This is a genomic window from Candidatus Thalassolituus haligoni (assembly GCF_041222825.1).
Lineage (GTDB): Bacteria > Pseudomonadota > Gammaproteobacteria > Pseudomonadales > Oceanobacteraceae > Oceanobacter > Oceanobacter antarcticus.
The window spans coordinates 2,496,158-2,510,444 of the sequence record NZ_CP139482.1; the positions used below are offsets into that span (position 1 = coordinate 2,496,158).

Sequence of the window (14,287 nt, forward strand, 5' to 3'; positions counted from 1 at the left end):
CCGGAGTCTGACACCCTTCCCAGACAAGCGACTGAAAGCCTGTCTGCTAAAAAGCCTGCCACGCGCAGGCTTTTTTTGGGTTCATCGTTCAGTTCCTCTTTTGCTTCATCGCACTACCCACCTGTTGGCAGACAGATCAATGCACTAAAGTTGGCCCATTATTGAGCCAATCCCGCTGAAAGATTCAAACAGAGTAAAACATTTCCACCAGCAACATTCTCCCCGACCGGTCTACGTGTTAATTTTAAGCCATACCAATATAAGGACAGGGTGGAAGAACAAGTGGATCAACTCTCGCGTATTCTGGTAGTCGACGACGTTGCCAACAACATCCAGGTCGCAATGAATATTCTGCGTGAAGACAACTATGAACTGTCCTACGCCATGTCTGGTAACGATGCCCTGGCACTGATGCGCACCCAGTCTTTTGACCTGATCTTACTCGACGTCATGATGCCAGACATCGATGGGTTTGAAGTGTGCAAGCGTATCCGCATGGATCTCAAACACCGCGACGTTCCGGTTATTTTCCTTACTGCCCGAGCCGATGTCGATTCGGTTGTGCGCGGTTTTGAACTGGGCGGAGTCGACTACATCGTCAAACCGTTTCATGCGGCAGAGTTGCTTGCCAGAGTTCGCACCCATCTGGAATTACATACCGCCAAGGCGCTACTGCAAAAGCACAACATCAGCCTGCGCCAGAAAGTCGAGCTGACCGAAAGACGCCTGCTCTCGGAGCTGGAGCAAACCCAGCTGGAAATGATCCACATTCTGACCGAGCTGATGGAATTCACCTCCGACGAAACCGGGCGTCATATCAAACGGGTAGCCGAATATTCACAGCTGCTGGCGCAGTTACACAACAGCCTGACAGAAGAAGATGCCATCGTCATATTCCATGCCTCCCCCATGCACGACATTGGCAAGGTGTTTGTTCCTGAGGCTATTTTGCACAAGCCCGGCAAATTGACGGTAGAAGAATATGATGTCATGAAAACCCACACCACCAGGGCACATGACTTCCTTAAAAACTCGCCGCGCAGAATTCTCAAGGCTGCTGATATCATTGCCTGGCAACATCATGAGCACTGGGATGGCAGTGGCTACCCTCGTGGCCTGAAGGGCCATGATATCCATATCTATGGACGTATTGTTGCCGTTGCCGACGTCTTTGATGCATTGACCCATAAGCGGGTTTACAAACCGGCATGGACAGTGGAAGACACCGTCGCCTACATCGTTAACAATAGTGGAACCCACTTTGACCCCTACCTGGTTGAACTCTTTCGTGACAACCTTGATCAGTTTATTAACCTTGCGGAAGTTTAACCCGCTCAGGCTGACGTACCGGACGATCCTCACACACTGCCGAACTATCGCAGTGGCGACGGCGACCGTTCTGTATTCATCGTTGGCGGCCGGACTGACACTCACGCTGGAAGAACAAGCCTGGGTCGATTCCCATCCAACCGTCACGGTGGGTGTCGAACGCGAATGGGCGCCTTTTGACTTTGTTGACTATAACGGTAACCCAGCTGGCATCTCCCAACGCCTGATCAGTAATATTCTGGCATCACTGGGCATCAAACCGGATTACCGTATCGATGACTGGCCCAACTTGCTGCGTGCTGCCAGATCCGGCGACATCATGATCCTGCCGTCATTGGCCCAAACCCCATTACGCTCGGAATACCTGCGTTTTACCCAACCGTACACCCGCCTCAACGAGTATTTTTTTGGTCACAGCGACTTCGTTGGCACCAGCAAGGATATCCTGCTAAAGCAACGTATCGTGATCCCCAGTGGCTATGCCATTGACGAAACCGTACGCGACCACTATCCGGGTATTAATATTATTAATGTTCCTAACCAGGACGAAGCCATTCGTATGGTACTGGAAGACCGGGCTGACCTGTTGATTGGTATCTATGCTGTCCTGCATTACAAACTCGGCCAACAAGGCATTATCAACATCAAGCCGCTGATTCCCTATGGTGCGATGGATCTGCATATGGCCGTACCCCAGTCACAGCCCATATTGCAAGGCATCCTCAACAAGGCACTGCTGGAAATCTCTGCTGCGGATATCAATACCCTGTCGCAGGAATGGTTACCCGATCACCCGGTGATCGAAAACCAGCTGCTGTTGTCACGGGACGAAATCGAATGGCTGCACCAGCATCCACAAATCGAGGTCGATGCCCGCTCCCTGCCACCACTGATCGTAATCAATGGCGATCAAATCGAAGGCATCGCGGGCGAATACTTTAACCGCGTCGGCAAGGAACTGGGCGTCCGTTTTGTTCCAGCCAAAAGCGGTGGCAACGCCGACATTATTATCGGCGATCTCAACAACCCCGAATTCAGTCCGCACTACCAACCGGTTGTGACCTTACTGGCAACGCCCATTGTCGTGCTGATGACCGCAGATAAAAGCTTTATTGACGATGAACAGCAGCTTTATAACCAACGGGTTGGCGTCCTTGCTTCTGCCAGTTTTAGCCAGACTTTGTCTGAAAAAATTCCCGGCTTGTCGCTGATCCGTATCGCCTCGGTTAACCAGATGCTGGACATGCTGGAAGCTGGTCAGCTCGACGCGATCACCATGCCCCTGACACAGGCCAATCATCTGTTGCGGCTGGAAAATTACCGTAATATCAAGGTAGTCGGCAAAACCAACGTGGTCGTTCAGCCAGCCATTATGGTCAGCCGTCAAACACCGGAGCTAACCTCGGCCATTCTCGCCACCGGCGTCAAACTCAGTGATGCGGATCGACTCGCCATTCTGAATAAATGGTCGGACGTACAGTTTGCCGAACGTATCGACTATGGATTGATCGCCCGCGTGATCGGCGTTTTTATTCTCTATATCATTATCAGCATTTACTGGAACCGACGACTGAGTAAAGAAGTCGACCAGCGCAAGCAGACCGAACTGGCATTACAAACCGAACGCGACAATTTCAAAGCACTATTCAAGGAAGCAACCGAAGGCAACCTGATTTTTCAGTTTGGCGAGTGTATTGCGCACAATCACGCCACGGAACAACTGCTGGGTTACCGCGATGGCCGCAACCTCGCCGGTATGAAACTCGCAGACACAACCCCTCCAACCCAACCCGATGGCCGTGAATCAGAGGAAGTGATTACCCGAGCATTTTCGACCTGCCTCAATAACGGTGCCTTTCATCTGGAACTGGTGGTTCGTCGTGTCGATGGCACCCAACGCTGGCTCGACATGTCCCTGACCCGCATCAACTATGAAGGCCAACCGGCTATTTACGCCGTTCTGAAAGATATATCCGAGCAAAAACGACTGACGGCAGAGCTTGCCCGTGCCCGAGACAAGGCCGAAGTCGCCAGTCGGGCAAAATCAGAATTCCTCGCCAATATGAGCCACGAAATCCGCACCCCTATGAATGCGATTATCGGTTTTACCGAGCTGTTAAGTGAACAGCTGGATCAGCCCCGCTTGCGTTCTTACGTCGACACGGTACACAAGGCCAGCGGTTCGTTACTGCAGCTGATCAACGATGTGCTGGATCTGTCAAAAATAGAATCTGGCAAAATGGACATGGCCAGAGTGCCAACCAACGTCAATGCCCTGATTGACGAAATCGCCCAGTTTTTTTCCCTCGCGGTGACCGCCAAGGGTCTCAACCTGATCGTCAACACTGACGTCAAACTGCCATTGTTTCTGCTACTGGATGATGTCCGGTTACGACAGATCCTGATCAATTTAGTCGGTAATGCCGTCAAATTCACCGACCAGGGTGCCGTTACCCTGACCTCCCGCACGTTGCAAAATAACGGTCACCTCAGCAAGGTCGACCTTGAAATATCCATCAGCGACACCGGCATAGGAATTGAATCCGGTCATATGGACGCCATTTTCACCGAATTTGAACAGCTGTCATCACCCGACGGCAGACATGCCGGTGGTACCGGGCTGGGGCTGGCTATCTCTCGGCGACTGATCGAAATGATGGGAGGCAGCATTTCTGTTGTCAGCGCTTTCGGACAAGGCTCCACATTTACCATCAAACTGATCGGAATGGATATCGCCTCGGTCACAGCCGGTACGGCAGAGCAGATGCACTCCCGACAGCTCGCCAATCATCTCAGCGTCAACGACTTCGAACCCTGTAATATTCTGGTCGTCGACGATATTGACAACAATCGCGAGCTGATCGCCCGCATTTTTGACAACTCCCGTGTCAGAATTCTACAGGCAGCCAATGGCCAGGAAGCACTGGAAGTAGTGGAACAGATCCAGCCGGATCTGGTGCTGATGGATATCCGCATGCCGGTGATGGATGGGTATGAAGCGACGCGGATTTTACAAAAACGCTACCCGGATCTGCGCATTATTGCACTGACGGCCTCAGTCATCCGGGGCGGAGAATCAACTCCAGACTTGCAGCTTTTTGATGCCCACCTGCACAAACCGGTCTTGCGACGTGAGCTGATTAATACACTGAAACAATTTCTGGTCATGCGAGAACCGGCCGCTGCCAGTCCAGCGCCGGAAACGAACACATCCCCCTATCAGCTGGACACGGCTGTACTGGAAAGCGTCAAGGATCAGCTGATGCCGCTGTACGAACAGGCGCGACAAACCCATAGCCTGAAAGACATCGGCCAGTTCGCCGTCGCATTACAACAACTATCAACTAAAAAAAGGATTAATCCGCTCGCCGAAATGGCCAGCAACCTGCTCGCCGCCATCGATACCTTTGATATCGTTCTGATCGAAAATCTGATGAGCAAATACCACACCCTGCTGACCAGTACTGAACTGCCATAAAAAACGCCCCCGGTTAATAAAAACCGGAGGCGAAAAAACTGCGTTCCGCGAGGAGCATCGTGAACGCAGGTCACAGGGACTCATTGTCAGCCAATGCCTAAGTCAGCCAATGCCTAAGTCAGCCAACGCCTAAGTCAGCCAACATCGACGTCAGCCCAAGACCGAAGCGCCTGTCAGACGGCTAAAACGCATCACCTGGAATACGTACAAAACCTTCCATCAACACCCGTGCAGAACGGCTCATAACGGCTTTCTTAGCCCGCCATTCACCCTTTACGATCTCCGCCGCTGCCCCCACCCGCAACGTACCGGAGGGATGACCGAAGGTAACCGAATCACGCTCAACCCCACCCGCAGCCAGATTCACCAGAGTGCCTGGCACCGCTGCTGCAGTGGCAATCGCCACAGAAGCCGTTCCCATCATGGCGTGGTGTAGTTTGCCCATCGACAAGGCACGGACACACACGTCGATGTCACCGGCAGAGATCTGCTTGCCGCTGGATGAGACATACGCTGTTGCCGGAGCCACAAACGCAATTTTAGGCGTGTGCTGACGTGCAGCGGCTTCGGATATATCGGCAATCAGCCCCATTTTCACCGCACCCCAGGCCCGCATGGTTTCAAAACGTGCCAGCGCTTCGGCATCGGAATTGATGTCTTTTTGCAGCTCGGTGCCGGCGTAACCGATATCTGCCGCGTTCACAAAAATCGTCGGAATACCGGCATTGATCATGGTCGCCCTGAAGGTGCCAATGCCAGGGACTTCGAGATCATCCACCAGATTACCGGTCGGAAACATCGATCCTTCGCCATCGGCGGGGTCCATAAATTCAATGGCCACTTCCGCCGCCGGAAAAGTCACGCCGTCCAGCTCAAAATCACCGGTTTCCTGCACTTCACCATGGCTGACAGGTACATGTGCGATGATGGTTTTGCTGATGTTCTTTTGCCAGATGCGCACCGTGCAGATACCGTTTTCCGGTACCCGTTCGGCATCGACAAAACCGGACATAATGGCGAAGGCACCGACGGCTGCGGTCAGATTGCCGCAATTACCCGACCAGTCAACAAACGCCTTGTTGATAGCGACCTGACCAAACAGATAATCAACGTCGTGACCCGGCTGAGTGCTTTTATCCACAATCACGGTCTTGGAGGTGCTGGAAGTTGCGCCCCCCATGCCGTCGATCTGCTGGCCATAGGGATCCGGGCTGCCGATGACCCGCAACAGAATCTTATCCCGAGCGTCACCCGGTTCCCGGGCAACGGCGGGCAAATCCAAACGCCGGAAAAACACGCCTTTTGACGTACCGCCACGTATATAAGTGGCGGGGATTTTTATTTGAGGCACGTGAGACATGCTCGACTCCTAGGGCGGGTGCGCACCGCGCACGCTAAACATTTTGACATTCAGAGCAGGGCATAACGCCTTCGGCGAATACACCCGACCCCAGATTCTGGCGTGACCGGCAAACCTCAGGCGCTTTGCAGAAAATCCTTGGCAAACATCTGCAATACCCCACCGGCGTTATACACACGCACTTCCGTGGCGGTATCCAGACGACAGGTCACGGGCACTTCCAGTAGCTCTCCATTACGGCGAGTGATTTCAATGCTCAGCTCGCAACCTGGCGAGATGGAGCCCTTGACGGTGTAGGTTTCCGTGCCGTCCAGATTCAGCGTCAGGCGCGTGGTACCCGGTTTGAATTCCACCGGTAATACGCCCATCCCCACCAGATTGGTGCGGTGAATGCGCTCGAAACCTTCCGCCACAATGACTTCGACACCGGCCAGACGTACGCCCTTGGCAGCCCAGTCGCGGGAGGATCCCTGGCCATAATCGGCACCGGCCACAATAATCAGTGGCTGTTTGCGATTCATGTAGGTTTCAATGGCTTCCCACATGCGCATCTGTTCGCCTTCAGGCTCAACTCGCGCCAGAGAACCCTGAATGACTTCGCCGTTCTCATCGCGGCACATTTCGTTCAGCAGTTTCGGGTTGGCGAACGTGGCTCGCTGGGCGGTGAGGTGATCACCCCGGTGTGTCGCGTAGGAGTTGAAGTCTTCTTCCGGCAGGCCCATTTTGGCGCAGTATTCACCCGCTGCGCTGTTGGCCTGAATAGCATTGGAAGGCGACAGGTGATCGGTCGTGATGTTGTCTCCCAACACCGCCAGTGGACGCATGTCCTTCATGCTGCGTTCACCGGCCAATGCACCTTCCCAATAGGGAGGACGGCGGATATAGGTCGACATTGGACGCCAGTCGTACAGTGGACTCTTGGCTTGTTCGATTTCACCGAGATCAAACATCGGGATATAAATCTGCCGAAACTGCTCGGGCTTGACCGCCGATGCGACAATGGCGTCGATTTCTTCATCGGATGGCCACAGGTCTTTCAGCGTAATCTCTTTACCGTCCACCACCGCCAGTACGTCTTTTTCAATATCAAAACGCACCGTACCGGCAATCGCGTAGGCAACCACCAGCGGTGGTGAGGCCAGGAACGCCTGCTTGGCATACGGGTGAATACGGCCATCGAAGTTGCGGTTACCGGACAGGACTGCCGTGGCGTACAGATCACGGTCGATGATTTCTTGCTGGATCACAGGATCCAGCGCGCCTGACATGCCGTTACAGGTGGTACAGGCGTAGGCGACGATGCCAAAACCAAGCTTTTCCAGTTCCGTCAGCAGACCGGCTTCTTCCAGGTACAGTTTGGCGACCTTGGAACCCGGTGCAAATGAACTCTTGACCCAGGGCTTGCGGGTCAGGCCCAGTGCGTTGGCTTTTTTCGCCAACAAGGCGGCAGCTACTACGTTGCGCGGATTCGAGGTGTTGGTACAGGAGGTGATGGCAGCAATGATTACGGCACCATCCGGCATCAGGCCATCGGCCTCTTCTTGCTTGCCAGACGCCAACTTACCTTCATCGGCAATACCACGTTCAGTCAGATCCGAGGTCGGCAAACGACGGTGCGGGTTAGACGGCCCGGCCATATTACGCACCACGGTCGAGAGGTCGAATTGCAGTACCCGTTCGTAGTCCGCAGCCACCAGGGCATCTGCCCACAAACCTGTTTCTTTGGCGTACAGTTCAACCAGCGCCACTTGCTCCGGCTCACGACCGGTTAACTTCAGGTAATCGATGGTCTGCGAATCGATATAAAACATCGCTGCCGTAGCACCAAATTCTGGGGTCATATTGGAAATAGTAGCGCGGTCACCAATGGTCAGGCTGGACGCCCCTTCCCCAAAGAATTCAACGTATCCCCCTACTACCCGCTGCTGTCGCAAAAACTCGGTCAGCGCCAGTACGATATCGGTGGCAGTAATGCCGGGCTGACGCTTGCCAATCAGTCTGACGCCAATAATGTCTGGCAGGCGCATCATCGATGGCAGGCCCAGCATCACGGTTTCAGCTTCCAGACCACCCACACCAATGGCGATAACACCCAGTGCATCCACGTGTGGCGTATGGGAATCGGTGCCAACACAGGTGTCCGGGAAAGCCACCTGTTTACCGCTTTCGTCAGTTTGTACCTGAACTACCGGCGACATTTTTTCCAGGTTGATCTGGTGCATGATGCCGTTACCGGCCGGAATAACATCGACGTTCTCGAATGCGGTTTTGGTCCACTCAATAAAATGGAAACGGTCGGCATTACGACGGTCTTCAATCGCCCGGTTTTTCTCAAATGCGTCTGGATCAAAACCTGCGGCTTCCACCGCCAGCGAATGGTCAACAATCAGCTGGGTCGGTACCACTGGATTCACTTTGGCCGGGTCACCGCCCTGGTCGGCAATGGCATCCCGTAAGCCAGCCAGATCCACCAATGCGGTTTGCCCCAGAATGTCGTGACATACAACACGGGCCGGATACCATGGAAAGTCGAGATCGCGCTTGCGTTCAATCAACTGCTTCAGGGAATCCGTCAATTCGGCGGGTTCACAACGACGTACCAGCTGTTCCGCCAGCACCCGCGAGGTGTACGGCAGTTTGGCATAGGCACCGGGCTGAATGGCATCGACCGCCGCACGGGTGTCGTAGTAATCGAGGTCGGTACCTGGCAGGTTTTTACGGAATTCAGTGTTCATGATGTTCTCTCTTCCGGTCGTTAGCGACGGCCGTTTTTTTGAAATTCTGGTTTGATGTATTACGCGTTCCGCTAATACATCCTACGGATACACACACGCTACCCGATACGCCGATCTATAGTCTGAAAAAGCGGATGGCCCGATTCCCACATGCCTGCGTGGGAATCCAAACCGCTGCGGGGCAAGCCAGTTCATACCGCAGGAAGTGACTTGCCGCCGAGATAACCGGGGATCAAACCCGATCTTCAATCGCGACCCAAGCAGCACTTTCAGGGCCGGTGTAATCCGCCGATGGGCGAATAATCCGGTTGTTGGCGCGCTGCTCAATCACGTGAGCACACCAGCCAGAAGCCCGCGAGCAGACAAATATCGGGGTAAACAACTTGGTCGGAATCCCCATAAAGCTGTACGCCGAAGCGTGGAAGAAATCGGCGTTACAAAACAGCTTTTTCTCGCGCCACATGACCGCCTCAACCCGCTCGGATACTGCGTACAGGTACTCGTCACCGGCTTGCTCAGACAGCTTTTTCGACCATTCCTTGATGATGGCGTTACGCGGATCCGACTCACGGTAGATGGCATGGCCAAAACCCATGATCTTGTCCTTGCGCGCCAGCATGCCCATCACCGCATCTTCGGCTTCTTCCGCCGAGCGCCAGTGTTCAATCATCGCCATGGCCGCTTCGTTAGCGCCACCATGTAACGGGCCACGCAGCGAGCCAATCGCAGCGGTCACGCAGCTGTGAATGTCGCTCAATGTGGAAGCACAGACACGGGCGGTAAAGGTCGAGGCGTTGAATTCGTGTTCGGCGTACAGAATCAGCGAAGCGTGCATCACATCAACGTGTAATGGTTCTGGCTTTTTGTTGTGCAGAGTCCAGAGAAACTGTTCGCCGATGCTGTCAGCGTCAGTTTCTACCTCGATACGCAGGCCGTCGTTGTGGGTGAAGTTGTACCAGTAGTTGATCATGCCGGGGAAGACCGCCAGCATACGATCGACTTTATCGTATTGCTCGGCAAAGTCTGCCTCGGTTTCCAGGTTACCCAGCATGGAACAACCGGTGCGCATCACATCCATTGGATGGGCGTCGACCGGAATCTGTTCCAGCACGGTTTTGAGTGCTTGCGGCAAGGCGCGTTGGCTCTTCAGTTTGGCTTTGTAGCCATCCAGCTCGGCCTGGTTGGGCAGCTTGCCGTACAACAGCAAATACGCCACTTCTTCAAACTGAGCCTTGTCGGCCAGTTCCTTGATATCGTAACCCCGGTAAGTCAAACCGGCGCCGGTTTGACCAACCGTACACAGCGCGGTTTCACCGGCAGATTGTCCGCGCAAACCTGCGCCACTCAGTTTTTTTGCTTCAGCCATACTTTATGCTCCATCGAAACTGGTCAGTTGCCACATCACGCATCTGACACGGTATAGCGTTGGCTACCTGAGTCACGGCAACAGCAACGCAATCGTTTCAGATGCAGATCTGGTGTTGTTATTGAGTCAGCCGAGGCTTACTTGTTTTTACCTTCCGAAAACAGCTGATCCAGCTTTTGCTCGAAGTCGTGGTAGTTCAGATAAGAATACAGATCCATACGAGTTTGCATCATATCGACCACCGTGCGCTGATCGCCATTTTCAAGAATGCTGGTGTATACCGTCTCGGCTGCTTTATTCATGGCACGGAAAGCGCTCAGTGGGTACAAGACCATAGCCGCACCCCACTCGCCCAGCTGCTCACGGTTCCACAATTCGGTCTGACCAAATTCAGTGATGTTGGCCAGCACCGGCACGTCGCCCAGGGCGGCCGAGAAAGCGCGGTAATGTTCTTCGGTCTTGATGGCTTCAGCAAAAATACCGTCAGCACCCGCCGCAACATAAGCCTTGGCACGCTCAAGCGCAGCTTCCAGACCTTCCTGGGCAAAGGCATCGGTACGCGCCATGATAAAAAAATCCGGATCGGTGCGAGCATCAACAGCCGCTTTAATGCGATCGGTCATTTCCTCAATGGAAACGATTTCCTTGTTCGGGCGATGGCCGCAACGCTTCTGGGCCACCTGGTCTTCCAGATGAACCGCCGCAGCACCGGCTTTTTCCATTTGCTGAATGGTGCGGGCAATATTAAAGGCACCGCCCCAGCCAGTATCAATATCCACCAGCAATGGCACGCTGGAAGCCGAAGTAATACGGCGAACGTCTTCAACGACGTCGTTCAGCGAGGTCATACCCAGGTCGGGCAGACCATAAGAGGCATTCGCTACACCGCCACCGGACAGGTAAATCGCCTTGTGACCGATACGTTCAGCCATCATGGCGGCATAGGCGTTGATGGTGCCCACAATTTGTAATGGTTTGGTGTCCGCCAGTGCCTGACGGAATTTCTGACCTGGAGTCATGCTTGACCCTCCTCTTCTGCCATAAGTCGTTCAAGATTAAGAAGCGACGTCTGGATATGACGTCGCATCAGCAGTTCAGCCAGCTCGGCGTCACGCGCGGCGATGGCTTCAACGATACGTTGGTGTTCCTGCAGCGCCTGCAATGGGCGCTTGGTACTGGTACTGGTCTGATAGCGGTACATACGCACCAGATGGTACAGCTCGCCGCACAACATCTGGTGCAGGCGCTCATTCTTGCTACCGCGAATCAGGCGATAATGCAGATCGAGATCACCGGCTTTCTGGTAATAACTCTGCCCTTGCTCGGCTTCGATCGAGGCAGCGTGTTCATCCAGCAAGGTTTGTAACTCGGCAATTTCGTCATCCGTCATCCGCTCGGCGGCAAGACGACAGGCCATGCTTTCGAGTTCTACCCGGACTTCGTAGATATCGCGCAGTTCTGACAATGACAACGACACAACCCTGGCTCCGGCATGGGGAATCCGCACCACCAGACGCCTAGCCTCCAGTTTCTGGATCGCCTCGCGCATCGGCGCACGGCTGCCACCGTATTTTTCCACCAGCATCTGCTCCGACACCCGCGCCCCCGGCTTCAGCTCTCCCCGCACAATGGCAGTGGTGAGTTCTGCAAAAACCTTGTCGGCGAGTGTTTGAGGGTCTGCCATCAAATTGTCTACGATCTGCTTGGATGTGCTCACAATAATGCCCCGGACGAGGATTAACAATAGACTTTAGGCGAATATTGTATACAAAAATATAATTTCTGGCTCAAAAAAGACCAAAAAACATCAAAATAAAAGGGTTTCGTATGCAATCAACCAAGGATCATTGGCCAGAAAACGCTCCCGTAAAGCCTGACCAGGATGGAAGCAGGATTGTCGTTTGGTTATTCACCTAAGATGATCAGCGAACGGATGAAACTGAAAAACCAGAAGTACAGCAGCTACGCAACAATCTACCGCTACCAGCAGATACGCGTACCGACCCGAAGAAAACGAATTTTGATGATGTGACGAATGAGAAAATCCGGCAGTTGGAAATGAAGATCAATGTATTTCGAAGAAGTGCCCGAGTTGGAAAACACCCTGCGAGGTGCATTTTGATACGAGTGTTGCTGTTACCTGGGGGCGTTCTCAATTATTTGACACGGCCTGTCAGGAGGAAAGTTTGTGTACTCGATGGATATTGCCTCCAGCCGCGAAATTCAGCGGTACGGTGAGTACAATATTATTTTCCAAAACATTCAGGGATAACATGATCGGCATGTCCCGGTAAAACCGGGCCATGCATCGAAGGCCGCTTAATAATCAGTCATTAGGCATTGACAGAGGCTGTGGCGAAACGATCACGCCATTATTGTCGGCATAGACAAAGCAGCCGGGCTTGAAGACAACACCGCCAAATTTAACCTCGACATTCACATCGCCCAGGCCACGCTTGTCGGTTTTCAACGGGTTGGTGGCCAGCGCCTGTACGCCCAGGTCGGTTTCCATAATCACATCCACATCGCGGATGCAGCCATTAATGATGATGCCTTCCCAGCCGTTACTGGCGGCTTTTTCTGCCAGCATATCGCCCAGCATGGCATGACGCAGCGAGCCGCCGCCATCCACCACCAGTACTTTGCCTTTGCCATCGGTGGCAACCAGCTCACGTACCCTGGAGTTATCTTCGAAGGCCTTGATAGTAACGATTTCACCACCAAAGCTGTCGCGGCCGCCGTAGTTATTGAACATGGGTTCAACCACTTCAATCAGTTCCGGGTAGGCATCGCACAGGTCGGGGGTCAGATAGTGAGTCATGCGGTGGTCTCCTGTTAAGTGTGGAGGTTATCAAACACCATGAAAGGCACCGTCGTCCAGACCACTTTGGGTGGAGATCAGTGCCTTGATTGCTGGCTCAGTATTCAGCGGGCTCTGGCTCACTGGTCGCCACCGGAGCACCTGGTAGCGCTACCAGGTCTCCTAGCCAGCTTGCTACCAACGGCCAGACTTCGTCCCGAGCCGCCGGGCTGATAACCATCCCGAGATGATCATAGTCTTCGCTGAAGCCGTTTTCGACACCCAGTAACGTCATAGACTTGGCCACTTCGATACCGGCGTCTGAACCATAGTGTTCATAGAATCGACGGCAACAGCTGGCTGGGTCGATGCGATCGCCCGCCCCGGCAAACATCCGTAGCGGTACGTTGGCCTGACGCCAGGCAGGCAATAACGGCTGCTTTATATTTTCCAGCTGCCATTTGCCAAAAATAGCCTGGCGGGCAAGGTATTCGTTAACAATACCGGCCGGTTCATTTTCAGGGCCAATACCGATCTTGCGGCCATCCAGCTCACCCTTGATTGACATCAGGGTACGTAAACTCAGTGACCCTAACGGCATCCATAAATACCATGGGCGTTTCAGTATCTGAGCACCGAAGGACATCACCCCGGCGCAGTTGTCGGGGCGTAACTTACCCGCTGCAATGGCGGTTGCCAGCACCACGCCCCCCAGGGAATGTCCGATCCAGGCGGGATATTCACCGGTTTTTTCGCAGACAAAATCATTTACCGCAGGTACATCGCAACAGGCGTACTGCTGAGAGGTGTTACCGGTGTAGTCGTTATTACGCGGCGACAAACCGTGGCCACGCTGCTCCATCAGCCAGACATCAAACCCCTGCCGCACCAGCCAGGCAGCCAGCCCCTCACCATCCACTGTCAGCCAGAAACTGCGGTTAGTAAATGAACCGTGTAATAAAACCACGGGAGGGCGACGGCCATCACGGGCGGGAGATGTTTCATAACTGCCTGGCGACAAATGCGTCACCGCTACCTCAACGCTGCGATCCTTGTCGAGGTTGTGTTTGACCAGATAGACATCATCGGTAAAACCGGCCAGGTTATCAGCCCGAGCCAGCGTCACCGGAAACAGCTCACTGCTGCTTTTCATGCGGGGGAATCTCCAAAACCCCGATCACCAGCGACCGGGGGTACATATTGCGGTAAGGATAACCGT

The 14,287-nt window shown here is 53.8% G+C and carries 9 protein-coding genes; 2 read left to right on the forward strand and 7 right to left on the reverse strand.

The features are described from left to right. Window positions 1-282 precede the first annotated feature (282 nt). Both SOJ49_RS11150 and SOJ49_RS11155 read left to right on the forward strand, forming a co-directional pair. Window positions 283-1,329 carry an HD domain-containing phosphohydrolase gene (locus SOJ49_RS11150; protein WP_369854582.1) on the forward strand — a complete coding sequence of 349 codons (1,047 nt, stop codon included), beginning with the start codon at window positions 283-285 and terminating at the stop codon, window positions 1,327-1,329. A 52-nt stretch (window positions 1,330-1,381) separates the two neighbouring features. Beyond that, window positions 1,382-4,807 carry a transporter substrate-binding domain-containing protein gene (locus SOJ49_RS11155; RefSeq protein WP_369854583.1) on the forward strand — a complete coding sequence of 1,142 codons (3,426 nt, stop codon included), beginning with the start codon at window positions 1,382-1,384 and terminating at the stop codon, window positions 4,805-4,807. A gap of 181 nt (window positions 4,808-4,988) precedes the next feature. Here the strand turns inward: SOJ49_RS11155 and prpF are convergent, their stop codons facing one another. From prpF to SOJ49_RS11190, 7 genes are all read right to left on the reverse strand, one after another. Further along, entirely contained in the window at window positions 4,989-6,167 is a 1,179-nt protein-coding gene (prpF, locus tag SOJ49_RS11160; RefSeq protein WP_369854584.1) for a 2-methylaconitate cis-trans isomerase PrpF, read from the reverse strand. A gap of 116 nt (window positions 6,168-6,283) precedes the next feature. After that, window positions 6,284-8,902: a Fe/S-dependent 2-methylisocitrate dehydratase AcnD gene (acnD, locus tag SOJ49_RS11165; RefSeq protein WP_369854585.1), complete on the reverse strand. Its 2,619-nt coding sequence runs from the start codon at window positions 8,900-8,902 to the stop codon at window positions 6,284-6,286. A gap of 232 nt (window positions 8,903-9,134) precedes the next feature. After that, window positions 9,135-10,268, reverse strand: a complete 1,134-nt coding sequence (prpC, locus tag SOJ49_RS11170) for a 2-methylcitrate synthase (protein ID WP_369854586.1) — start codon at window positions 10,266-10,268, stop codon at window positions 9,135-9,137. A 137-nt stretch (window positions 10,269-10,405) separates the two neighbouring features. Beyond that, on the reverse strand, window positions 10,406-11,287 hold the full coding sequence (gene prpB / locus SOJ49_RS11175) for a methylisocitrate lyase (protein WP_369854587.1): 882 nt from the start codon (window positions 11,285-11,287) through the stop codon (window positions 10,406-10,408). After that, window positions 11,284-11,952, reverse strand: a complete 669-nt coding sequence (locus SOJ49_RS11180) for a GntR family transcriptional regulator (protein WP_369854588.1) — start codon at window positions 11,950-11,952, stop codon at window positions 11,284-11,286. Before SOJ49_RS11180 ends, prpB begins: the two co-directional genes overlap by 4 nt. A gap of 642 nt (window positions 11,953-12,594) precedes the next feature. Then, window positions 12,595-13,089: a ribonuclease E activity regulator RraA gene (gene rraA, locus SOJ49_RS11185; RefSeq protein ID WP_369854589.1), complete on the reverse strand. Its 495-nt coding sequence runs from the start codon at window positions 13,087-13,089 to the stop codon at window positions 12,595-12,597. Between the two features lie 97 nt (window positions 13,090-13,186). Further along, window positions 13,187-14,221 (reverse strand): alpha/beta fold hydrolase, encoded by a 1,035-nt coding sequence (locus tag SOJ49_RS11190; RefSeq protein ID WP_369854590.1) that lies wholly within the window; start codon window positions 14,219-14,221, stop codon window positions 13,187-13,189. Window positions 14,222-14,287: the final 66 nt, after the last annotated feature.

Bases quoted from the DNA above. Each gene is read 5' to 3' on its own strand.
- prpF (WP_369854584.1), bottom strand. From the start codon at position 6,167: ATGTCTCACGTGCCTCAAATAAAAATCCCCGCCACTTATATACGTGGC.
- prpB (WP_369854587.1), bottom strand. From the start codon at position 11,287: ATGACTCCAGGTCAGAAATTCCGTCAGGCACTGGCGGACACCAAACCA.
- prpC (WP_369854586.1), bottom strand. From the start codon at position 10,268: ATGGCTGAAGCAAAAAAACTGAGTGGCGCAGGTTTGCGCGGACAATCT.
- SOJ49_RS11190 (WP_369854590.1), bottom strand. From the start codon at position 14,221: ATGAAAAGCAGCAGTGAGCTGTTTCCGGTGACGCTGGCTCGGGCTGAT.
- rraA (WP_369854589.1), bottom strand. From the start codon at position 13,089: ATGACTCACTATCTGACCCCCGACCTGTGCGATGCCTACCCGGAACTG.
- SOJ49_RS11180 (WP_369854588.1), bottom strand. From the start codon at position 11,952: ATGGCAGACCCTCAAACACTCGCCGACAAGGTTTTTGCAGAACTCACC.
- acnD (WP_369854585.1), bottom strand. From the start codon at position 8,902: ATGAACACTGAATTCCGTAAAAACCTGCCAGGTACCGACCTCGATTAC.